The organism is Desulfofundulus thermocisternus DSM 10259 (assembly GCF_000686645.1).
Classification (GTDB): domain Bacteria; phylum Bacillota; class Desulfotomaculia; order Desulfotomaculales; family Desulfovirgulaceae; genus Desulfofundulus; species Desulfofundulus australicus.
Genome location: NZ_JMLG01000001.1, coordinates 254,076 through 274,836 on the forward strand (window position 1 = coordinate 254,076; position 20,761 = coordinate 274,836).

The 20,761-nt window shown below is 54.0% G+C and carries 24 protein-coding genes; 8 read left to right on the plus strand and 16 right to left on the minus strand.

Features of this window, described 5'->3' with window-relative positions; translation table 11 throughout:
• Positions 1-88 precede the first annotated feature (88 nt).
• Complete coding sequence (locus BR83_RS0101360; protein WP_027355571.1) at positions 89-430, minus strand: phage holin family protein; 342 nt, start codon at positions 428-430, stop codon at positions 89-91.
• Positions 431-551: 121 nt separating this feature from the next.
• Here BR83_RS0101360 and rpsT point away from each other — a divergent pair, with 121 nt between their 5' ends.
• The gene (rpsT, locus tag BR83_RS0101365) at positions 552-821 is read left to right on the plus strand and encodes a 30S ribosomal protein S20 (RefSeq protein WP_027355572.1); all 270 of its coding nucleotides are present in this window, start codon (positions 552-554) and stop codon (positions 819-821) included.
• Between the two features lie 70 nt (positions 822-891).
• Here rpsT and holA read toward each other — a convergent pair whose 3' ends face one another.
• Genes holA through moaA form a run of 6 tightly spaced genes read right to left on the minus strand, consistent with a single transcriptional unit; the run spans position 892 to position 4,719 of the window.
• Positions 892-1,932, minus strand: coding sequence for a DNA polymerase III subunit delta (gene holA, locus BR83_RS0101370; RefSeq protein WP_027355573.1), 1,041 nt, complete (start codon positions 1,930-1,932; stop codon positions 892-894).
• 23 nt (positions 1,933-1,955) lie between these two features.
• The gene (locus tag BR83_RS0101375) at positions 1,956-2,258 is read right to left on the minus strand and encodes an MTH1187 family thiamine-binding protein (protein ID WP_027355574.1); all 303 of its coding nucleotides are present in this window, start codon (positions 2,256-2,258) and stop codon (positions 1,956-1,958) included.
• A gap of 20 nt (positions 2,259-2,278) precedes the next feature.
• On the minus strand, positions 2,279-2,773 hold the full coding sequence (mobB, locus tag BR83_RS0101380; RefSeq protein WP_027355575.1) for a molybdopterin-guanine dinucleotide biosynthesis protein B: 495 nt from the start codon (positions 2,771-2,773) through the stop codon (positions 2,279-2,281).
• A 5-nt stretch (positions 2,774-2,778) separates the two neighbouring features.
• Positions 2,779-3,234, minus strand: a complete 456-nt coding sequence (locus BR83_RS0101385; protein WP_027355576.1) for an MOSC domain-containing protein — start codon at positions 3,232-3,234, stop codon at positions 2,779-2,781.
• Positions 3,225-3,713 carry a cyclic pyranopterin monophosphate synthase MoaC gene (gene moaC, locus BR83_RS0101390; RefSeq protein ID WP_034634271.1) on the minus strand — a complete coding sequence of 163 codons (489 nt, stop codon included), beginning with the start codon at positions 3,711-3,713 and terminating at the stop codon, positions 3,225-3,227. The genes BR83_RS0101385 and moaC overlap by 10 nt, the downstream gene beginning before the upstream one ends.
• Before the next feature lie 25 nt (positions 3,714-3,738).
• Positions 3,739-4,719 (minus strand): GTP 3',8-cyclase MoaA, encoded by a 981-nt coding sequence (gene moaA, locus BR83_RS0101395; RefSeq protein ID WP_027355578.1) that lies wholly within the window; start codon positions 4,717-4,719, stop codon positions 3,739-3,741.
• Between the two features lie 358 nt (positions 4,720-5,077).
• Between moaA and BR83_RS0101400 the strand changes: the two genes are divergently transcribed.
• From BR83_RS0101400 to BR83_RS0101430, 7 genes are all read left to right on the plus strand, one after another.
• Entirely contained in the window at positions 5,078-5,395 is a 318-nt protein-coding gene (locus BR83_RS0101400; protein ID WP_027355579.1) for a (2Fe-2S)-binding protein, read from the plus strand.
• Complete coding sequence (locus BR83_RS0101405; RefSeq protein ID WP_034634194.1) at positions 5,379-6,470, plus strand: NAD(P)/FAD-dependent oxidoreductase; 1,092 nt, start codon at positions 5,379-5,381, stop codon at positions 6,468-6,470. The genes BR83_RS0101400 and BR83_RS0101405 overlap by 17 nt, the downstream gene beginning before the upstream one ends.
• 18 nt (positions 6,471-6,488) lie before the next feature.
• Entirely contained in the window at positions 6,489-6,974 is a 486-nt protein-coding gene (locus BR83_RS0101410; RefSeq protein ID WP_027355581.1) for a 4Fe-4S binding protein, read from the plus strand.
• A 71-nt stretch (positions 6,975-7,045) separates the two neighbouring features.
• Entirely contained in the window at positions 7,046-7,330 is a 285-nt protein-coding gene (locus tag BR83_RS0101415) for a (2Fe-2S)-binding protein (protein ID WP_027355582.1), read from the plus strand.
• Complete coding sequence (locus BR83_RS0101420) at positions 7,317-8,459, plus strand: NAD(P)/FAD-dependent oxidoreductase (RefSeq protein WP_027355583.1); 1,143 nt, start codon at positions 7,317-7,319, stop codon at positions 8,457-8,459. Before BR83_RS0101415 ends, BR83_RS0101420 begins: the two co-directional genes overlap by 14 nt.
• A 67-nt stretch (positions 8,460-8,526) precedes the next feature.
• Positions 8,527-10,074, plus strand: coding sequence for an L-glutamate gamma-semialdehyde dehydrogenase (pruA, locus tag BR83_RS0101425; protein WP_027355584.1), 1,548 nt, complete (start codon positions 8,527-8,529; stop codon positions 10,072-10,074).
• A 38-nt stretch (positions 10,075-10,112) separates the two neighbouring features.
• A complete protein-coding gene (locus tag BR83_RS0101430; protein WP_027355585.1) occupies positions 10,113-11,933 on the plus strand; it encodes a sigma-54-dependent Fis family transcriptional regulator in 1,821 nt (606 codons plus the stop codon).
• Here BR83_RS0101430 and BR83_RS0101435 read toward each other — a convergent pair.
• The 9 genes from BR83_RS0101435 to BR83_RS16255 form a co-directional block, all read right to left on the minus strand.
• Positions 11,930-13,546 (minus strand): sigma-54 interaction domain-containing protein, encoded by a 1,617-nt coding sequence (locus tag BR83_RS0101435; protein WP_027355586.1) that lies wholly within the window; start codon positions 13,544-13,546, stop codon positions 11,930-11,932. The two genes, BR83_RS0101430 and BR83_RS0101435, sit on opposite strands and share 4 nt — an antisense overlap.
• 14 nt (positions 13,547-13,560) lie before the next feature.
• Positions 13,561-14,265 carry an ABC transporter ATP-binding protein gene (locus BR83_RS0101440; RefSeq protein WP_027355587.1) on the minus strand — a complete coding sequence of 235 codons (705 nt, stop codon included), beginning with the start codon at positions 14,263-14,265 and terminating at the stop codon, positions 13,561-13,563.
• 2 nt (positions 14,266-14,267) lie between these two features.
• Complete coding sequence (locus tag BR83_RS0101445) at positions 14,268-15,032, minus strand: ABC transporter ATP-binding protein (RefSeq protein ID WP_027355588.1); 765 nt, start codon at positions 15,030-15,032, stop codon at positions 14,268-14,270.
• Between the two features lie 46 nt (positions 15,033-15,078).
• A complete protein-coding gene (locus BR83_RS0101450) occupies positions 15,079-15,963 on the minus strand; it encodes a branched-chain amino acid ABC transporter permease (protein WP_027355589.1) in 885 nt (294 codons plus the stop codon).
• A 3-nt stretch (positions 15,964-15,966) separates the two neighbouring features.
• Positions 15,967-16,839, minus strand: coding sequence for a branched-chain amino acid ABC transporter permease (locus BR83_RS0101455; protein ID WP_027355590.1), 873 nt, complete (start codon positions 16,837-16,839; stop codon positions 15,967-15,969).
• Positions 16,840-16,913: 74 nt separating this feature from the next.
• A complete protein-coding gene (locus BR83_RS0101460) occupies positions 16,914-18,116 on the minus strand; it encodes an ABC transporter substrate-binding protein (protein ID WP_027355591.1) in 1,203 nt (400 codons plus the stop codon).
• 433 nt (positions 18,117-18,549) lie between these two features.
• On the minus strand, positions 18,550-19,464 hold the full coding sequence (locus BR83_RS0101470) for an NAD(P)/FAD-dependent oxidoreductase (RefSeq protein WP_027355592.1): 915 nt from the start codon (positions 19,462-19,464) through the stop codon (positions 18,550-18,552).
• 52 nt (positions 19,465-19,516) lie between these two features.
• Positions 19,517-19,702, minus strand: coding sequence for a hypothetical protein (locus BR83_RS0101475; protein ID WP_027355593.1), 186 nt, complete (start codon positions 19,700-19,702; stop codon positions 19,517-19,519).
• Positions 19,703-19,848: 146 nt separating this feature from the next.
• A complete protein-coding gene (locus tag BR83_RS16255; RefSeq protein WP_051617718.1) occupies positions 19,849-20,703 on the minus strand; it encodes a carbon-nitrogen hydrolase family protein in 855 nt (284 codons plus the stop codon).
• Positions 20,704-20,761 lie beyond the last annotated feature (58 nt).

The following is a 20,761-nucleotide window of genomic DNA, read 5'->3' on the forward strand; positions in this document are numbered from 1 at the left end:
CCCTCCCGGATAAGCCTGTACCATTTTATGTCCGGAAGGGGGTCTTTATGAAAAAACACCTTCACAGCAATCGAAGTGCCCGGCTGCTTTAACGTAAAACCGTGGGCACCACCGCATCGATAAGTCCGATAATGAAGGCAGCAATCAACGCGCCCAGCAAATTAACGCTAAGCAGGTTGGGAATGATAAACTGGGCCACGTAGATTACCACTGCTGCCGTTATAAATCCCACAATTCCGCGGCTTTGGGGTGAAACCCGGTCACCCAGCAGGGCCTCTACAATGTAGCCCAGCACGGCAATAACCACCGCAGCAATCAGTGCCCCCACAAATCCTCCGCGCACCACAAAACCCGGGGACAGCCAGCTCACAACTATGAGCACCAGCGCGGAGACGATAAATCTTACAATTACACCCAACCACTGCGTCATGGTAATCACCTCCTTTTTCTGCTTCATAGCTTTAACAAAAAAACGACAGGCTATACCAGTTACCCTTGCAATTTTTATGAGCCCGTGGTAAAATGGGGGCTGTTGGGAGGTGACTGAAGAGGTGCCCAATACAAAGTCGGCTTTAAAGAGAATGAAGGTTATCCGCAAGCGCACCCTCCGGAACAGGCAGCTGAAATCGGCCCTGCGCACCACCATTAAAAAATTTGAGCGCGCTCTCGCGGCCGGTGCCAGTGTGGAGGAAACCAGGGAACTTTTACGCCGTGCGCTGAGGGCAATTGACAAGGCGGTAACAAAGGGTATCCTACATAAAAACACTGCTGCCCGTAAAAAATCCCGCCTGGCCAAGCGTTTCAACCGGCTGGTAAGCTAGGTGTGTTTATTTTTTAAATAAGCATAAAAAAAACCACCCCGGCATGGAGCGGTGGTTTTTTAATTTTTTATTATTCCCCTGCCCCCATCTCCAGCAGGAACATTTCTATGGCCGGGTAAAAATCCACCCTGCCTTTTTTTACCGCCCGGTCCAGATCTAAAAGCTTCTCCAGCACTTGTACAACCTGTTTCCTGGAAAAGTTTTCGGATTGAGCCAGAAGCTTTTGGGCGACAAAAAGAGGTAACTCCAGTTTTGCCGCCAGTTCCCGGGAAGACCGGCTAATGTCTTTTAATTCCAGAACCTGCAGGATGAGCCGGAACTGACGCGCTATCATGGCCAGGATCACCGGACCCGGCTGGCCCTGCTGCATCAGTTTCCGGATGCCCTCCAGCGCCGCTCCAACCCGCCTTCCCCCAATGGCATCGACAACGTTAAAGATATTCTCCTCCAGGAGAGGAACGGTGAGCTCATAGATGTCCTCCTCCAGAATAGTTTCCCTGGAACCGGTATAGGAAATCAACTTGGCCATTTCCTGGCTTAAAACCGAAAGACCAGGTCCCATCCTCTCTACCAGTAAACTGGCAGCAGCCGGGGTAATAGTCTTATGGGCCAGGCGCGCCTGCTTTTCCAGCCAGCGGACCAGATCCCTTTTTTTTAAATAGGTAAATTCCACTGCCCGGCCGGTACTTTTAAGGGACCTGAAAAAAGGCCCCTTTTTATCTACTGGATGGGTAGTGGTGAATATCAGGCAGGTAGTGGGAGTGGGTTTCTGCAGGTATGCCAGCAAAGGGTTTCCCGCAGCCCGGGAAGATCCTCCTGCTTTCTTACTGCTGGAAGAAGAACCGGTAAAAAATGGGGCATGGCGGACCACAACCAGGCGCCATCCGGCCATAAAAGGCGGTGTTTGCGCCCGCATTACAATATCCTCCCCGGAAACCTCTTCGCCATCCATAATATCAAGGTTAAATTCCCCCGCTGGAGGTTTTAATAACTTTTCCCGGAATCTCTGCACAGCTTTCTCATGTAAAAATGACTCCTGACCGTAAAATAAATAAACCGGTGCAATATCCTCCCTCTCCAGGTCACCGATTAAATCCAGGAAATATTTCAACCCCACCCCTCCGGCAACTCAACTTATTTAATTTTTTCTTCCACCGCCGCCACTTTACCTGCCATGGTCAGTTCTTTATCCCGCCGGTCGTCAATGCGAATCGTAGTTACCACCCGGGTAACTCCCCGGCCGAATGGCACTTCATGCATCCGGCGAATCACCGCCAGGAGGACATCCAGGTCTCCTTCGATAATAGTCCCCATGGGGGTGAGCTGATAACGGATACTCTTTTCATCTTTCAAAACCTCCAGGCACCGGGCGACATAAGCACTCAAGCTGGTATCGCCGGTACCGACGGGTACAATGCTTACTTCCGCCACGGCCATAATTATCACCCTTCCCAAGGCTAATTCAGACCCAGGAAATCAATAATAAAATCCGCTACCATCCCCACATCTTCTCTGCCAAAACAGGGAAGTTCATCCTGAGCGGTACCATCACCAACCAGGGCAATTAACCGGTCTTTTCTCCCCACCCGGGCAGCAGTTTCACCGGGTGGACACACCTCGATCTGGGGCCAGTCGCCCTTCTTGTATCCTTCAGCGAGAACAATATCTACCGGACCAAGCAGCGGAACTATCTCCTGCAGAGATAGTTCCGCCTCCACCTGGCGGATGAGGGCAAATTTCCGGGGAGAGGAAATACATACCGACCGGGCACCGGCCCGGGCATGGCGCCAGGTATCCTTGCCCGGCTTATCCATTTCAAAATCACCGTGGTGGTGCTTGATGGTTCCCACCCGGAAACCGCGCCGCTCAAGCTCCCCAATCAGCTTTTCCAGAAAGGTAGTTTTACCCGTACCGGAACTCCCAACAATGCATATTCCAGGGGGAACGGACATGCCCTTCACCTTCCGCAGTTGCTCCCCGGTTTGAGAACCTCTATCCGGTCCCCCACCTTTACCGGGCCACCGGAGAGGATGCGTACAAAAATACCCTCCCGGGGCATTATACAATCACCGGTCAGCCGGCGAATCTCGCAGGCCGAATGACACTCCTTACCGATCTGGGTTACTTCTCCAACGGCCTGGGGACCGATGGCCAGGAGGGTACCTACGGGCAGGCTGGCCAGGTCTATCCCCTCAGTGGTAATATTTTCGGCAAAATCCCCGGGCTTGACATCCAGGCCCCGCCGGCGCATTTTCTCTATGCTTTCCATCGCCAGGAGGCTCACCTGGCGATGCCAGGGGCCGGCATGGGCATCCCCTTCCAGGCCGTGGCCGGCCACCAGCATTCCTGAACCAACATTCTTCTTACGCGTTCCTTTTTCCGAACTGGTGCATACTGCCACAATTACTCCCATTTTTCTTCCCCTTCCCGCCAGAATTCACCGCTTTTACCGCCACTTTTACTGATCAGGCGGATGTTCTGAATAACCATGGACCGGTCCACGGCTTTGCACATGTCATAGATGGTTAAAGCAGCTACACTTACGGCTGTAAGCGCCTCCATTTCCGCCCCGGTCTTACCCACAGTCCGCACCCGGGCCTGGATTTCCACCCGGGCGGGAGGCTGGAGGCGAAAATCAACAGCTACGCTGGTCAAAGAAATAAGATGGGTTAGCGGTATGAGTTCCTGCGTCTTTTTCGCAGCCATGATCCCGGCCAGCCGGGCCACCCCCAGGACATCTCCTTTAGCCGCAGTGCCTCCGGCAATGATATTTAAAGTTTTCGGGCTCATGATCACTTCTCCCCGGGCTACAGCCTCCCGGATGGAATCTTCCTTCTTGCTTATATCCACCATACGGGCCCGGCCCCGGGAGTCAAAGTGGCTCAAACACATGTCCCCCATGACTTACAACCAGCTCCTATCCACCAATTTGAGACATGTTTTTCCTGGTGCGAAAATTTTCCTGACCCAGCCTGTGCCAGCCGGGCTTGTCCTGAATGGCCCGGGCTATCAGCCCGGCCAGTTCATCCCGGGTAGCACCCCGGCGCAGGGGGCCTTTGAGATCAATTTCATGTTCAGAAAACAGACAGGGCCTCAACGCACCGGTGGCAGTCAGGCGCAGGCGGTTACAGCGCCCGCAAAAGTGATCGCTCACCGCACTGATAAACCCAATGGTCCCCGGCGCACCCGGCAGGCGGTAATAACGCGCCGGCCCGCTACCTGCCAGCTTGCGTACTTCCTGCAACTGGCCCAGTTCCTTCTCAATCAGGCTTCTGATTTCTGCAGCAGGAACATAGCCCTCCCTGGAAAAGCCGGCTGCTGTTCCAAAGGGCATCAATTCTATAAAGCGTACGTGCAGGGGGTGTTTTATAGAAAGCCGGGCCAGGTCACAAATTTCATCGTCATTAAAGCCGCGCACGACCACGGCGTTCAGCTTTACCGGATGAAGCCCGATTTCCAGGGACTTCTCAATTCCCCGCCACACTGCCTCCAGTGAGCCTCCCCGGGTAATAAAACTGAAACGTTCGGGTTTCAACGTATCCAGGCTGATATTAACCCGGCAAAGACCTGCAGCTTTTAACTGTTCGGCTTTTCCAGCAAGCAGGATACCATTGGTGGTAAGGGCCACATCATCAATTTCCGGTATACCGGCCAGTTTCCGTACAAGTTCCGTTATCCCGCGGCGCACCAGAGGCTCCCCTCCGGTAAGGCGCACCTTTTTAACTCCTACTTCAGTTGCCGCCTCAACCACCCGGGTAATTTCCTCCAGGCTTAGAATTTCCCTCCGGGGTACAACAGATACACCCTGGGGGGGCATACAGTAACGGCAGCGAAGGTTACAGCGGTCGGTAACGGAAACCCGCAGGTAGTTTATCTCCCTTTGATAGCGATCTTCCATCAACAGTGCACCTTCTTCCGGTAATGGGCAGCTAAGATAATATTCTCGACAAAACTCTACTTTCCTGCCCCTGGTTCTTCAATGTTACTGATTTCTGTTATTGATTTCACCTTTCCCGTGACGCAACCCGGCCAGCCATGCTTTGCCTGCCATCCATGTGTCCAGCTGTAGATGTCCAGTTGTCTAATCATGATGTCTAATTAATTAAACATAATAAACATTAGCATAAACCTTCTCCAGCTATCAAGGGGGCATTGTAGCCGGCCACACCTGGTATTTATTTTGCGTTACAAACCTATAACTGCAAAATTACCGTCAATGTTCAGGGAACCTTCGCAAATTGAAATGGGGGTCTGGTATGCGTATAGAACAGCATCCGATTCTGGAATTTAAACGGGGCAAGAAAGTAAAGTTTACCTTTGATGGTCAAGAGTATGAAGGTTACGAAGGAGAAACCATCGCTGCAGCCCTGCACGCAGCCGGCATCAGGATCATGCGGGAAAGCCCTGTACTCCACCGCCCCCGGGGACTTTTCTGTGCCATAGGGAATTGTTCCTCCTGTCTCATGACGGTAAATGGGGAGCCCAACGTGCGCATATGCGTGGAAAAGCTGCGCCCGGGCATGGTTGTGGAAAGCCAGAAAGGAAAGGGAGTAATCTATGCGCCAGGAAATTAGTTTTGTTGAGATTGCGGTTATTGGCGGCGGACCTGCCGGGCTTTGCGCCGCCCTGGAGGCAGCAAATGCCGGTGCCCGGGTAACCCTCCTGGACCGCCAGGACCGGCTCGGAGGCCAGCTGATCAAGCAAACCCACCGCTTCTTCGGTTCACAAAGCCACAGGGCCTCGGAGCGAGGGATCAACATCGCCGCTGAACTTACCGGCCAGGTAATGTCCCATCCCCACATTGAAGCTCTGACCGGTGCCACCGTTTTTGGTTTTTATGAAGATGGAGTTCTGGGAGTGGAACGGGAAGGGAAGATCTTTTTTATAAAACCCGCCCGGATAATAGTAGCCACGGGAGCAGCAGAAAAAACCCTGGCCTTTCCCAACAATGACCTGCCGGGTATTTACGGTGCCGGTGCGGTCCAGACGCTGGTCAACGTTTACGGCGTCCTGCCCGGCAAGAGGGTCCTTATGGTGGGTGCCGGTAACATCGGAGTTATTGTCACCTACCAGCTGCTGCAGGCCGGCATGGAGGTAGCCGCCATAGTGGAGGCTGCACCGAAAATCGGCGCCTACTGGGTTCATGCGGCCAAAGTACGGCGGGCGGGAGTACCCATCTATACCAGCCATACCATCGGGAGAGCCTACGGGACGCGGCAGGTGGAAGGTGCTGTCATCTGGCAGATTGATGAACAGGGGCAGCCTGTACCTGGAACGGAAAAAGACCTTGTTGTGGATACCATTTGCCTTTCCGTAGGCCTGTCCCCTCTGGTGGAACTGCTGGCCCAGGCCGGGTGCAGGCTGGTTTACGTCCCCCAGCTGGGAGGACACGTGCCGCTCCGCGATGCCAGCCTGCAAACCACTGTACCGGGAGTATATGTGGCCGGCGATGCAGCAGGTGTTGAGGAGGCCTCGGCAGCAATGATGGAAGGTGCCCTGGCCGGACTGCACGCCGCATACAGCCTGGGCTACAACCAGACAGGATATGAGGCCCGGCGCGCAGAGTTACAGCAGCAACTGGACAGCCTGCGTTCAGGTCCCGTAGGCGAAAAGATCCGCAGCGGGCTGAGCAGAGCAATGATAGGTTAGGTACTGGAGGTGAAGACCGTGCTGGCCGTCGATGGCGTCCCCACACCGGAGGACCTGGCCCAAAAGATACCCCCGCCGGAACGGCTGGCCAGGAGACCGGTGGTTATAGCGGAATGTTTCCAACCCATTCCCTGCGATCCCTGCAGCCATGCCTGTCCCCGGCAGGCCATTGGCCCCTTTAAGGATATTAACGAAATACCGCAGGTAGATTATGAGAAATGTAACGGCTGTGGTCAATGTATCACCCGCTGCCCCGGACTGGCCCTGTTTGTCGTAGATCTGACCTACGGCGAAAATGAAGCTCTGATCAAATTGCCTTACGAATTCCTCCCTCTCCCCGAAGAAGGCCAGGAAGTGGCCGGAGTGAACCGGGCGGGAGAAAAAGTATGCCGGGCACGGGTGGTTAAAGTAGTAAAGACGGAAAAGATGGATAAAACCGCAGTTATCTGGCTGGCCGTACCCAAAGATCTGGCCATGGAAGTACGGCACTTCGCCATCAAATAAACCTTTTTCAGGACTCGTTATATTTCTGCTTGGCGACAGGCCTCGATTTTTACATTCCAGGAGTGAAAATTATGGAAGATAAGACGATTATCTGCCGCTGCGAAGATGTAACTCTGGAAGAGATCCGCAAAGCCATTGCCGAAGGGGCCCGCACCCTGGATGAAATAAAACGGCTCAAGCGCTGTGGTATGGGGCCATGTCAGGGGCGTACCTGCCGGCCTCTGATTGCCGGTGAAATAGCCCGGATGACCGGGCAGAATCCGGCTGAACTGGCCCTGCCCACATTCCGTCCCCCGGTTGTACCCTTAAAACTGGGCACCCTGGCCCGGGGAGGTGTCCCGGATGAACAGGCATGAAGTAATTATCATTGGCGGTGGAGTTACCGGCTGTTCCATTGCCTATCATCTGGCAGAACGGGGGATGCGGGACGTGGCAGTACTTGAGCGGGCCTACCTCACCTCCGGCGCCACGGGACGCTGCGGTGCCGGTTTTCGCCATCAGTGGGGTACCAAAACCAACTGCCTTTTAGCCAAGTACGCCATCGCCAGGCTGGAGCACCTGGCTGAAGAGCTGGACTACCCCGAAGGGATTGAAATCAAACAGGAGGGTTATCTGCTCCTGGCCTATACCCCCAAAATGGAAGAACAGTTTAAGAAAAACCTGGCCCTGCAGAAAAGCCTGGGCATCGATGCCCGCTGGGTAACGCCCCGGGAAGCCCGGGAAATAGTACCCTTTTTAAATACCGAGGGTCTCCTGGGAGCCACCTTCTGCCCCAAAGATGGTCATGCCAACCCCTTCAAGGTAACCGATGCTTACGCCCGGGCGGCCAGACGCCTGGGAGTGAAAATACACACTTATACGGAAGTCCGGGATATTAAAATTGAAGGTTCTTTGAAAACGGTTATCACCAACCGGGGAACCTTCCAGGCTCCGGTGGTAGTAAATGCCGCGGGCGGTCATGCGGCTGAAATTGGCCGCATGGTGGGGGTGGATCTGCCCATAGTGCCGGAAAGACACCAGATCCTGGTAACTGAACCGGTGGAACAAGTCCTGGGGCCCATGGTCATGAGTTTTTACCACAACCTTTACTGCCAGCAGACGCCCCACGGCAGCTTTATTATGGGCCTGGGAGACCCCAACGAACCCAAGGAATACAACGTCCGTTCCAGCTGGCAGTTTCTTACCCAAATGGCCCGGAAAGCGGTCTGGCTGCTACCCGTACTGAAAAACGTACGGGTGGTCAGACAATGGGCCGGCGTCTACGATATGAGCCCCGACCGGCAGCCGGTGCTGGGCGAGGTACCCGGAGTACCGGGATTTTACGTTGCCGCAGGCTTTTCCGGCCATGGTTTCATGATTGCTCCCATGACCGGCCAGTTGATGGCGGAAGTTATCCTGGGTCTGCCCACCACTTTACCCGTAGACATGTTCAGCCTGTCCCGTTTTACCACCGGTGAGCTTTTCGTGGAACCGTCAGTGGTTTGATTGACCAGGTAACCGGAAAATCCCATCCCGTCAAACTTACTTTAAAGAATTTTAAGGAGTGAAAAAAATGCTCAAACCTTTTTCCAACGAGCCTTTAACCGATTTTACCCGGGAAGAGAACCGTAGCAAAATGAAGGAAGCCCTGCAGAAAGTCAGAAACAGCCTGGGCAGGGAATATCCTCTAATTATTGGAGGGGAGCAAATTTATACGGAAGAAAAAATAATATCATATAACCCCCCCCGCCACAGCGAGGTCGTGGGAAAGGTATCGCGGGCTGACAGGGCACTGGCTCAGCGGGCAGTAGAAACAGCCGCAGAAACTTTCCTGAGCTGGCGGCAGGTCCCTCCCGAAGCCAGGGCACGTTACCTCTTCAAAGCCGCAGCTATTATGCGTAAAAGAAAACATGAGCTTTCAGCCTGGATGGTGCTGGAAGCAGGCAAAAACTGGGTGGAGGCTGATGCCGATACCGCCGAGGCCATTGATTTCCTGGAGTTTTACGGCCGGGAAATGATCCGCCTGGCCCAACCCCAGCCGGTTACCCCCTACCCCGGTGAAGAAAATACCCTGGAATATTTGCCTTTAGGCGTGGGAGTCATCATCCCGCCCTGGAATTTCCCCCTGGCTATTCTTACCGGCACCACGGTAGGGCCGGTGGTGGCGGGGAACACGGTGGTTTTAAAGCCGGCCAGCAATACTCCGGTAATTGCCTATAAGTTTATGGAGATCATGCAGGAAGCCGGACTGCCCCCCGGAGTAATTAATTTCCTGCCCGGCAGCGGCAGTGAAATCGGTGACTTCCTGGTAGGACATCCCCTGATTCATTTCATCAATTTCACCGGTTCAAAAGATGTGGGCCTGCACATTAACAGCCTGGCCGCTCAAATTGCCCCCGGTCAGAAATGGATTAAGAGAGTAGCGGCCGAAATGGGCGGCAAGGATGCTATTATTATAGATGAGGACTGCGACCTGGATGATGCTGTGGCCGGCGTAATTACCTCGGCCTACGGTTTTTCCGGCCAGAAATGTTCCGCCTGTTCCCGGCTCATTGTGGTGGGCGATGCCTACCGGCCTGTGCTGGATAAACTGGCCGAAAAGGTAGCTCAACTAAAAACAGGGCCTGCCGAAGATTACGGTACAGATGTGGGCCCGGTTATTGACGAAGCCTCATTTAACAAAATCATGAGTTACATCCGGATTGGTCGTGAAGAAGGCCACCTGCTCACCGGCGGGCAGGGAGACAGCAGCGTGGGTTACTTTATTCAGCCGACGGTATTTGCCGGCGTAGCACCACACGCCCGCATCGCCCAGGAAGAAATATTCGGGCCGGTGCTGGCGGTTATCCAGGCCAGAACCTTTGATGAAGCCATCGCCATTGCCAATGACACTGAATACGGCCTGACCGGAGGAGTGTATTCCCGCAACCGGGCTCACCTGGAAAAAGCCCGCCGGGAGTTTCATGTGGGCAACCTGTACTTCAACCGCAAGTGCACGGGCGCACTGGTGGGAGTACAGCCCTTCGGCGGATTCAAAATGTCCGGTACCAATTCCAAGGCCGGCGGGAGGGACTACCTGAAATTATTCATGCAGGCCAGGTCCATTTCCGAGCGTTTTTAATCCGGCTACCATATTATAGCAAATGGATGTGAGAACCCGTGTCCAGGCTGGATCAGGTAAAAGAAGACTGCCAGCGGGTTGCCGAAGCCATTGCCGCCGCCCTGGGGGTCGAGGTCGAGGTAATCGACCTCGACCTGGTGCGGGTGGCCGGCACGGGCAAGGTGCGCAACGACGTGGGCTCCCGCCTCCTGCGGGGGCTGGTCAACAAGCACGTGCTCAGGACCAGCCAGCCCATTTTTATCAAAGAAGCGGGCTATCATCCCATCTGCATGTCCTGCCCGCTCACGGGAAGCTGTTTTTATAAAGCATCCATCGTTTACCCCATCATTGCCGGGCAAACTGTCATCGGCACCATCAGCCTCATTGCCTTCAGCGAGGAACAGAAAATCACCCTCTGCTCCCGTACCGAATCGCTGATGGAATTCATTGGTCGCATGGCCGACCTGGTGGCGGCCAAAGTGCTGGAAATCGAAGCCATAAACGAAAAAATGATCATGGCCAGCCAGGTGAACGCGGTCATGGACGCGGTGGATGAAGGGGTCATCGCCATCAACGGCGACGGGATAGTGACCCACTTCAACCTCTCGGCAGAGCGGATGTTTAATATTCCCAGAAAGGAGATTCTCCACCAGCCCCTGGAGAAATACCTGACAGGCCTGCCTCTCCTTTCGGCCCTGCGCCAGCCCGGAGGGTTTACCTCCCGGGAATGCTTCGTCCAGGCCAGGGGGCGGCGGCTGCACCTCCTGGTCACGGCCCGGCCCATCATGGGCAGCGACGGACGGCCCGTGGGAGTGGTGGCCTCGGCCCGGGACTTCAAGGAGACGCAAAAACTGGCCTACGAAATCATGAGCGCCCAGAAGGTCTTCACCTTTGACGACATCATCGGGGAAAGCCGGGCCATAAAAGAGCTGAAAGCCAGGGCGGCCAAGATTGCCGGCAGCCACTCCACCGTCCTGATCACCGGGGAGAGCGGCACGGGCAAGGAGATTTTTGCCCGGGCCATCCATGCCGCCAGCCCGCGGAGAAACAAGCCCTTTGTGGCCATCAACTGCGGAGCCATACCCGAAACCCTGCTGGAAAGCGAACTATTTGGCTATGAAGAAGGAGCCTTTACCGGCGCCCGTAAAGGGGGTAAACCGGGCAAGTTTGAACTGGCCAATCACGGAACCATTTTCCTGGACGAAATCGGGAACATGTCCCTCTACCTGCAGGCCAAGCTGCTGCGGGTGTTGCAGGAGCGCCAGGTGGAACGCGTTGGCGGCAGCCGGCTGATCCCGGTGGATATTCGTATCATTGCTGCCACCAACAGCAACCTGGAAGAAATGATTGCCCGGGGGCGTTTCCGGGAAGATCTTTATTACCGGCTGAGCGTCATCCCCCTCTACATCCCCCCGCTGCGGGAAAGGCCGGAAGATATCAAGCTGCTCCTGGAATACTACCGGGAGCATTATAACAACCTCCTGGGCAAGAAAATCCGGGGCTACACTCCCCGGGCGGAAAAGGCCTGCCTGGCCTACAGCTGGCCGGGAAACGTGCGGGAACTGATCAACGCTGTGGAATATGCCGTGAACCTGGAGGAAGGCGAGCTGATTGATCTGGGCAGCCTGCCCCGCTCCGTGCAGGAAGGCAGCAGCCGCATGACCGCGGTTCCCAGCCGGGAAGGCCGCTGGCTCACCCTGGAACAGCTGGAAAGGGAGGCCATTATCAGCGCCCTGGATCATTTCGGCTGGAACGAGAAAGGCAAAATTAAAGCCGCCCGGGCTCTGGGTATCAGCCGGGCAACCATTTACCGCAAAATTGCCAAATACAACCTTTTTTCCTCCTCATCCCGGAAAGAAACTTTCACCCGGGATCACTAATGCTTGGGCAGGGATTTCTTGGTGCCTAAAATCCCCAGCCGGTTCATTTTATAATACAGGGTACTCCTGGGTAGTCCCAGCAGGCGGGCGGTGACGGTCCTGTTCCCCCCCGCCTCTTTCAGTGCTTTGAGAATAATTTCCTTCTCGGTTTCCCTGGCGGCTACGTTCAGATCGGGAGGGAATTCCCGGGCAGCAGCACCGAAGCTCAGTGCATGCTCCCGCAGGTACCTGGGAAGATCCTTTTCTGTAATTACCTCACCCTCAGCCAGCACTACCATCCGCTCCACTGTATTTTTCAGTTCCCGGACATTGCCGGGCCACGAATAGGAAAGTAATGCTGCCACCACTCCCGGCTCCACTTTGCTTATTTCCTTGCCATAGAGCTGGCAGTATTCCTGCAAAAAGCGGTAAAGCAACTCGGGAATATCGGAACGCCTCTCCCTTAAAGGGGGCATCTCAATGCTGATTACATTCAGCCGGTAATAAAGATCCTCCCTGAATTCGCCGCTGGAAACCATGTCCTCCAGGTGGCGGTTGGTGGCTGCTATAATGCGGATGTTTACACTAACGGGCCGGGAACCCCCTACACGGTAGAATACCCTTTCCTGCAGTACGCGCAAAAGCTTGACCTGCAGATTGAGGGGCAGTTCCCCGATTTCATCCAGAAAAACTGTTCCCTCATTGGCCATTTCCAGCAATCCTGGTTTTCCGCGGGGCCCCGCCCCGGTAAAGGCACCCTGTTCGTACCCGAAAATTTCGCTTTCAAAGAGTTCTGCCGGTATGGCACCGCAATTAACCACTACAAAGGGCTTACCTGCCCTGTCGCTGGCTTCGTGAATGGCCCGGGCCAGGATCTCTTTTCCCGTACCGCTTTCCCCTCGGATCAGCACGGTGGCGTCAGTAGGGGCAGCCCGCCGGGCCACATCCACCATAGCCTTCAAGCGGGGATGATGACCATAGAGCTTGGTAAAGGGATCTACCCGTTTAATCTCGTTTTTCTGGATGGCTTCTTTCAGGCACTTCACCTGGTAGCTGGCCCGGGACAGGGCGCGGTTGAGCTGGATTACTTCTGTGACATCCTTTTCTGCTGAAACGCCGCCGATCACCCTTCCATCACGCCTGATGGGTACCGAGTTAATCAAAACATGGGTATCCTGCCGGGGCTGGTGATATTCCGCATATACTTCCCGGTCTTCACGGCACACTCTGGTAACCACCAGATTGGTAAAAAAATTGTGTATGGAACGCCCCAGAATATCCTGGCCCTTGATGCCGTACAGTAACTCAGCCTTACGGTTCCAACCGGTAACGTTTTCCTGGTTGTCGATCATACAGATAACATCATCGGTAACTCCCAGCACCGCAGTAAGGGCCGCCTCGGTTTCCCGCACGAAATCCACCAGCCGTTCAACAACCCTTTCCATAATCAGCAGCCCTGTGACCGCCCCGCTGGAATCCATTACAGCTATATTTTTCTCCCGCAGGATAGGAATGACACTTAATATATGCTGGTCCAGGATCTCTTCCCCCTGGGGGATAAAATCGGTCAGGTCATTCTCCGCACCCGGCTCGACCAGAAAATCCCGCACCAGCAGCCTCTTCTCCAGGTACATAGTTCTTCTCCCCATCATTCCCCCAGATAGGCTCTCCTGACTTCTGGCTTTTGTGCAAGCTCCGAAGCCGGGCCTTCCAGGGTTATTTCCCCTGTTTGCAGGACGTAGGCCCTGTGGGCAATGGAGAGGGCCATGTGGGCATTTTGCTCCACCAGCAAAATGGTTGTACCCGCTTTATTAATCTCCTGGATAATGGAAAACACTTCCCGCACCAAAAGAGGTGCCAGTCCCATGGAAGGCTCATCCAGCAGCAAAAGCTCCGGCCGTGACATCAGGGCACGGCCCATGGCCAGCATCTGCTGTTCCCCACCGCTCAATGTCCCGGCCAGCTGGTATTTGCGCTCGGCCAGGCGGGGGAATCGCTCAAAAACCCGCTCCAGCCCCGCCTTCAGCTCGGAACGACTGCGCAGTACATAGCCCCCCATCTCCAGGTTTTCCAGCACCGTCATGCGGCTGAATACCCGCCTGCCCTCGGGAACCTGGGTAAGCCCCAGTTCCACAATCTTATATGGAGGCAACCTGGTAATATCCTGGCCTTTATAAAAAATCTGGCCCTTTTTAGCCCGCAGGAGGCCTGAAATGGTACGCAGGGTGGTGGTCTTTCCTGCCCCGTTGGCACCAATTAGCGCCACGATCTCCCCTTTTCCCACAGTAAAAGATATGTTCCTTAAGGCCTCAATTACGCCGTAAGCAACGCTGACCTCCTTGACTTCCAGCACCTTTACACATCCTTCCCCAGGTAAGCCTCGATTACCGCCGGATCCTGCTGCACTTCGGCGGGAGTACCATCGGCTATCTTTTTACCGTAATCCAGTACGGCCACCCTGTCGGCCAGGCTCATGACGAACTTCATATCATGCTCTACCAGGAAAATGGTAATTCCCATTTCCCGAATGCGCCGGACCATCTCAGCCAGGGTCTGTTTTTCCTGCGGGTTCATCCCGGCTGCCGGCTCATCCAGAAGAATTATCCTGGGATCGGTAGCCAGGGCGCGGGCAATTTCCAGCCGCCTTTGCTCACCGTAGGAAAGATTCCTGGCCAGCTCTTCTTCCTTGCCGCCCAAACCCATAAATTCAAGCAACTCCCGCGCCCGTGCGGTAATACCCGCTTCTTCCGCTCGCACACGGCCAAAAGGTAACAGGGCTCCCCATATACCTGCCCTACCCCGGCAATGCCTGCCAATTTGCACATTTTCCAAAACTGTCAGATTGCCAAAAAGACGAATGTTCTGGAAGGTACGGGCAATACCCCGGGCGGTTATGATATGAGGGGGCAGGCCGTTAATTTTTTTTCCGTAAAAGAATATTTCTCCTCCGGTGGGACGGTAAATGCCGGTGACCAGGTTGAATATGGTACTTTTCCCTGCCCCGTTGGGTCCGATCAGGGCCCGGATTTCCCCCTCCTCTATGGTCATGTTCACGTCGTCAACGGCACAAAGGCCCCCAAACCGGATACTCAAACCTTTTAACTCCAGTATTGCTGCCATATATCCTCCCGCCATAGGTCGAACGCACTGTTCGACTTTACTTTTCTTAACCACTTATAGCTGCCGCTTTTTGCTTCCTGCGCCGTAACAGGCGGCGGAAATTAACACCACCCAGCAGGCCATTGGGCCGGAAGATCATCATCAATACCAGAAGCAAGCCATAAATCATCATCCGGTACTCCTGGACGAAACGGAGGAACTCGGGAGCCAGGGTCAGTACGGTTGTACCAACTATGGTACCGGGAATACTTCCCAGCCCGCCCAGGACCACAAAGTTCAAAATTTCAAAGGACTTCAAAAAACCAAAGTCGTTGGGGTTTAAATATTGCAGCAGGTGGGCGTAAAAACCCCCGCTGATCCCGGCCAGAAAACAGCCGATACCAAAAGCCTGAATCTTATACCACATGGTATTTATACCCATCGCCCCAGCAGCAATTTCATCCTCCCGGATGGCTCTCAATGCCCGGCCAAAACGGGAATTCTCCAGCAGAACCATGGCCACCACGGCCAGGATAACAAAAACGGTCACATTTATTAAGTTGGAGGCACGGGGAATGGCTGCCAATCCAATGGCTCCCCCGGTTATTTTCATGTTCGTAAAAGCTACCCGCACAATCTCCCCAAAGCCCAGGGTGGCAATACCCAGGTAGTCACCCGTAAGCTTGAGGACAGGAATCCCCAGCAATACGCCAAACAAAGCCGCCATCAAGCCGCCCAGGATCAGGCTGGCCAGGAAAGGCATATGGAAATCTCTGGTCAGGATTGCCGCCGTATAAGCACCAATACTCAGAAAAGCGGCATGCCCGAAGGTAAGCTGTCCGCATACACCGGTAATCAGGTTCAGACCTAAAGCCGCAATGATATATATCCCCACCAGCATAAGCACCTGCTGGTAATAAGGGTCAATCACACTGGCTAACCACTGGGCCATACACTACACCTTCCTCTGGATGGGCCGCCCCAGTAAACCGGTGGGTCTGACCAGCAAAATGATAATCAGCAGGGTAAAAGCAATGGCATCCTTATAGGTGGAAAAACCTGCGGCCACACCAAAAACCTCGGCCAGGCCCAGGAGCAGGCCGCCCAGCATGGCCCCGGGAATATTACCGATTCCTCCAAGAACTGCCGCAACGAAGGCTTTTAAACCGGCAGTCACACCCATATAAGGTGATACGGAGTTGAAATAAATCCCAACCAGCACCCCCCCTGCCGCCGCCAGGGCGGAGCCAATGGCAAAGGTAAAGGAAATAACCCGGTTGATGTTGATGCCCATCAGGCTGGCCGTATCATAATCCTCAGATGCCGCCCGCATGGCTTTTCCGATTTTGGTATATTTAATAATAATTTGCAGCCCTACCATGAGAACCAGGGATACCAGCAAAATAACCAGTTGAATGCTGGAAAACTCCAGTTCTCCCACCCGCAGGGTTACATTTTTTAAGACAGTGGGAAAACCGGTAGGCTGTGGGCCCTTGAGAACAGTCATAAAGGTCTCCAGGAAAATGGACACCCCGATAGTGGTAATTAGGAGATTCAGGCGGGGGGCACGGCGCAACGGACGGTAGGCTACCCGCTCAATGGTCACCCCCAGAATCACACAGGCGAGCATAGCCGTGGCCAGGGTGAGGAAAAAATTCTGGTGGAAAATGGCTACCGCCGCCACCCCGATAAAGGCACCGATCATATAAATGTCACCATGGGCAAAGTTAATTAACTGGATAATCCCGTATACCATGGTGTAACCCAGGGCAATCAAGGCATAGGTGGCCCCCAGGGTCAGGCCGTTAATAATCTGTTGCAGTAACATGGCTACCTCCAAAGATAAATTCCTGGTGGAACCGGAAAGGTTCATCCGGTTCCACCGGAAACTACAAGCAAAAATCAGGCTTTCGGCGCCTCGGTGGGCAGAGCCGCCTTGATGCTGAACTGCTGGTTCTTAACCTCCAGCAGGTATACCGGGCTCTTCACGGGCTCCCGGTTGGGCAGGAAGGTTAGCGTTCCGGAAACACCCGGGTAGTCTTTAGTTTTAGCCAGGGCATCCTTAAACTTGGACGGGTCGGTGCTGTTGGCTTCCTTCATGGCCTTGGCCAGCAGCATCACCGCATCATAACCCTGGGCGGAGAACATATCGGGCAGCTTGTTATCATTGGCCGCCTGGTATTTCTTGATAAACTCCTTGGTCTGGGGAGCAGCATTTTCAGGATCGGCGGCAAAACCGGTATATACCATGCTGCCCTCAACCGCATCGCCGCCCAGCTTCCAGAGCACCGGCGAAAGCAGGCCGTCGCCACCGGCCATCTTCAGATCCAGTCCCTGCTTGCGCACTTCCTTCATAAACAGGCCACCCTCGGTATAGTAGCCGGTAAAAATAATGCCGTCGGGTTTGGCCTGCTTGATCCGGGTCACCTGCGCGCTGAAATCCTGGTCCCCATCCTGAATGCTTTCCCGGTCAACTATCTGGGCATTATTTGCGGCCAGGGCCTCTTCAAAAATTTTGGTCAGGCCCACACTATAGTCATTGTTGGTAGAAGTAACGATGGCCACTTTCTTCCAACCCAGTTCATTAACCAGATATTTGGTTACCGCCGGAGCAGCCACCGCATCCAGAAGGGTATCCCGGAAAATATAATCTCCAAATTCAACCACACCCGGTCCTACCGCACCGGCAGAGAGAAGGACCACTTTATTCTGCTGGCAAATGGGAGCCGCCAGTTTGGTCTTGCCGGTGGTGGGATCGCCTACAATGGCCACCACCCGGTCCTTGCTGATCATCTTCTGTACCACGGAAGCTGCCTCGGTTTGCTTGCTGCCGTGGTCTGACTCCACAATTTCAATCTTTTTACCCAGCACGCCGCCCGCTTTGTTCAAGTCTTCAGCGGCCATTTTCATGCCTTTTAAGGTCTCTATGCCGTAACTGGCCTCATTCCCCGTTAAAGCGCCCATGAACCCAATTTTAATGGTATCACCCTGCGCCCCTCCACTGCTGCTCCCACCAGGGGCACCGGCATTGCCACCACAGCCAGCTACCAGCATAACCACCAGCAATACACTGAGCAGTACCAGAGATAACCTGTATTTTCTCACTGTCCTCCTCCTTTTCCATACATCACCTTAAACCCTGCCCGCCTGTCGATTTTTCAACCAGTTCACCTTCTTTAACTTAAAGCTTTCACCTCCTTGTTTTCTGAAAAGTAATTTGTATGAAATTATTTCGACTTTTACCATCTAAAATCCTTTCAAAAAATCGACAAAAAGAAAAATTTTTTTGTTGCTATTTTTGGACACCGGGTTGTTACCAAAAAAAAAGACCCCCCTGGTCATCAGGCTTTCCGGATCCCCTTTGATTCTGGCTGAACGGTATCAGCCAGCCTGTGCCAACAATTTTCACCTTTTTTCCCCATTTTACACTTGTCAAAAGCCGGGTGTCAATATTTTTATGATCCGGTTAGATTTGATCAGTTATTTAAACAATCAGAACAAAAAATCAAGACCTTCAATTTACCACAGGTTGCAGGTTTTACTGCTTTTGCTCCAGCAAATAGCGGTAAGCTCCCAGGGCAGCCTTGGCCCCTTCCCCGGCTGCAACAATAATTTGCTTTTCGGGGATGCTGGTTACATCCCCGGCTGCATAGACGCCGGGTACGGAAGTGCTGCAATCGCAGTCAACCCTGATCTCCCCCTTTTCGTTCAGCTCCAGCAACTCCCCAACAAAGTTCGTGTTGGGTACGGTACCAATTTCAATAAACACCCCCTGCACATCGAGCTTCATCTCTTTTTTCCGGCCATCCAGGGAGCGCAGTATGATACCCGTTACCCTCTCACTTCCTTCAATGCGTACCGTTTCGTACCCCACCAGCCTGGTTAAATTGGTGGCATTTTTTACTTTGTCGATGATAACGGGATCAGCCGTCCATTCTTCCAGGGAGATTATATAAACCCGGCGGGCAATCTTGATTAAATCGTAAGCTGCCGTCAGGGCCGAATTACCTCCACCCACAACCGCCACATCCATGTCGGCAAAAAGGGGAGCATCACAAACCGCACAATAACTTACCCCGCGGCCCGTTAACTCTTTTTCCCCGGGCGCATTTAATCTCCGGGGAGACTTTCCGGAACCCACAATTACGGTACGGGACTGAAAAACATCCCCGCCGGCAGTACGGATGGAAAAGTGCCCGTTTTCACGGGATAATTTAATAACCTCAGCTTCCAACCTCTCCACAGGGTACCGGGCCACATGCTCTTCAAACCTGGAAAGCAGCTCGGCACCGGTAATGTACTGGAACCCGATATAGTTTTCCACTCCCGACGCCCAGGCCATCTGACCCCCGTAATGCTTTCCCACCAGGAGAGTGGACAGTTTTTTACGGGCAGCATAGACCGCTGCAGTCAACCCTGCCGGTCCCATTCCGATAATGATCAGGTCGTACACCCAAAACCCCCCTTCACTATTATCATGTCCCGGCAGGCCAAAACCATACAAACTAAACTTTATAACTGGTGGCAATCTCTTTTAATTCGGCAGAAATACGGGCCAGTTCCCGGGCAGCTGTAGCCAGTTCCTGAATCGTACCGGTAACCTGCTGGCTGGATGCCACCAGGCCACTTTCACTGGTGTGACCCGACTCCACGGCGACTGGTTCTAATTCCTGGAGCAGGTTGCGTGCCAAACCGGCATATTTCTGGTACTCCTCAAAATAGCGTGCACCCCGGTCTGCACATAGTCTTTAACCGCTGTTATCTGCCGGGTTAAATAAAGCTGCAACTGCCGTGTGGAAATTACCTGCTGAACAATGCGGAGGGAAACTTGTTGAATTTATTGCTCCCCACCGTAATATTTGGGGCAAATTTTTGACCTTATATCCTCAAGATAGGGCCATCTCCGGCGCACCCTTTCCACCCGGGACAGATCCAGCTCAAAAGAATATATCCCCGGTTCATGGCCACAGGACAGCAGGTCATACCCGTCGGGATAAGCCACAAAACTCTCCCCCAGCACCTCACGTCCGTCGGGATAGCTGGTGGCGGTATTATTGGCCATGGCTACAAAAACGGTATTCTCGCAGGCCCGGGTCAGGCCCACGCTCTTCCACAGGGACATCCGGGCGGCCGGAATATTGGCCGGGTTCAAGATTAACAGCGCTCCCCTCAAGGCCAGGTTACGTACTATTTCCGGGTACATGATATCCACACATACCACGGCACCGAGAGGTATGTCCCGGTGCCGAATCAGGGGCAGGGCGCTGCCCGGCCGCACATAGTTCCTTTCGCCAATAGCCCGGGAAGGAAAGTGTTTTTCATAAAAAACAGGGTCGGGCAATTCACCGCCCACGATCATGCCCCGGGAAAAAATACCTCCTTCCGCCTTTACATACTGGGCCCCGGATACAAGCAAAGGACCGGGGGGTGAACCGCCCACAACCTGCCCTCCCTTCGGGGCTCCCTGCCCGGCCCTGTTCCGGGAAAGGAAAGCCTTCCGGTACAATTCAAAAACTATTTCCCGGTATTCATCCCAGTCGACCACCACCGCCCCCAGCCAGTCTTCCGGTAAGAGAACCACATCTGCGTCCCCGTCAATTTTGCCCAGAAACCCGTGCATTTGAGAAATATTCTGCTCGAGGTTTGCCCTGTCCCTGGGAAATTGAACCATAACCAGCTTTAAACAGGACATCATCTTCCCCCCTGCCGGAATTCCCTATGTAATGCCTGACCCTTATAAGCGTCCTTTT

Bases quoted from the DNA above. Each gene is read 5' to 3' on its own strand.
- BR83_RS0101360 (WP_027355571.1), bottom strand. From the start codon at position 430: ATGACGCAGTGGTTGGGTGTAATTGTAAGATTTATCGTCTCCGCGCTG.
- BR83_RS0101375 (WP_027355574.1), bottom strand. From the start codon at position 2,258: ATGGCCGTGGCGGAAGTAAGCATTGTACCCGTCGGTACCGGCGATACC.
- mobB (WP_027355575.1), bottom strand. From the start codon at position 2,773: ATGTCCGTTCCCCCTGGAATATGCATTGTTGGGAGTTCCGGTACGGGT.
- BR83_RS0101385 (WP_027355576.1), bottom strand. From the start codon at position 3,234: ATGGGAGTAATTGTGGCAGTATGCACCAGTTCGGAAAAAGGAACGCGT.
- moaC (WP_034634271.1), bottom strand. From the start codon at position 3,713: ATGTGTTTGAGCCACTTTGACTCCCGGGGCCGGGCCCGTATGGTGGAT.
- moaA (WP_027355578.1), bottom strand. From the start codon at position 4,719: ATGGAAGATCGCTATCAAAGGGAGATAAACTACCTGCGGGTTTCCGTT.
- BR83_RS0101400 (WP_027355579.1), top strand. From the start codon at position 5,078: ATGCGTATAGAACAGCATCCGATTCTGGAATTTAAACGGGGCAAGAAA.
- BR83_RS0101405 (WP_034634194.1), top strand. From the start codon at position 5,379: ATGCGCCAGGAAATTAGTTTTGTTGAGATTGCGGTTATTGGCGGCGGA.
- BR83_RS0101415 (WP_027355582.1), top strand. From the start codon at position 7,046: ATGGAAGATAAGACGATTATCTGCCGCTGCGAAGATGTAACTCTGGAA.
- BR83_RS0101420 (WP_027355583.1), top strand. From the start codon at position 7,317: ATGAACAGGCATGAAGTAATTATCATTGGCGGTGGAGTTACCGGCTGT.
- pruA (WP_027355584.1), top strand. From the start codon at position 8,527: ATGCTCAAACCTTTTTCCAACGAGCCTTTAACCGATTTTACCCGGGAA.
- BR83_RS0101435 (WP_027355586.1), bottom strand. From the start codon at position 13,546: ATGTACCTGGAGAAGAGGCTGCTGGTGCGGGATTTTCTGGTCGAGCCG.
- BR83_RS0101445 (WP_027355588.1), bottom strand. From the start codon at position 15,032: ATGGCAGCAATACTGGAGTTAAAAGGTTTGAGTATCCGGTTTGGGGGC.
- BR83_RS0101450 (WP_027355589.1), bottom strand. From the start codon at position 15,963: ATGGCCCAGTGGTTAGCCAGTGTGATTGACCCTTATTACCAGCAGGTG.
- BR83_RS0101455 (WP_027355590.1), bottom strand. From the start codon at position 16,839: ATGTTACTGCAACAGATTATTAACGGCCTGACCCTGGGGGCCACCTAT.
- BR83_RS16255 (WP_051617718.1), bottom strand. From the start codon at position 20,703: ATGTCCTGTTTAAAGCTGGTTATGGTTCAATTTCCCAGGGACAGGGCA.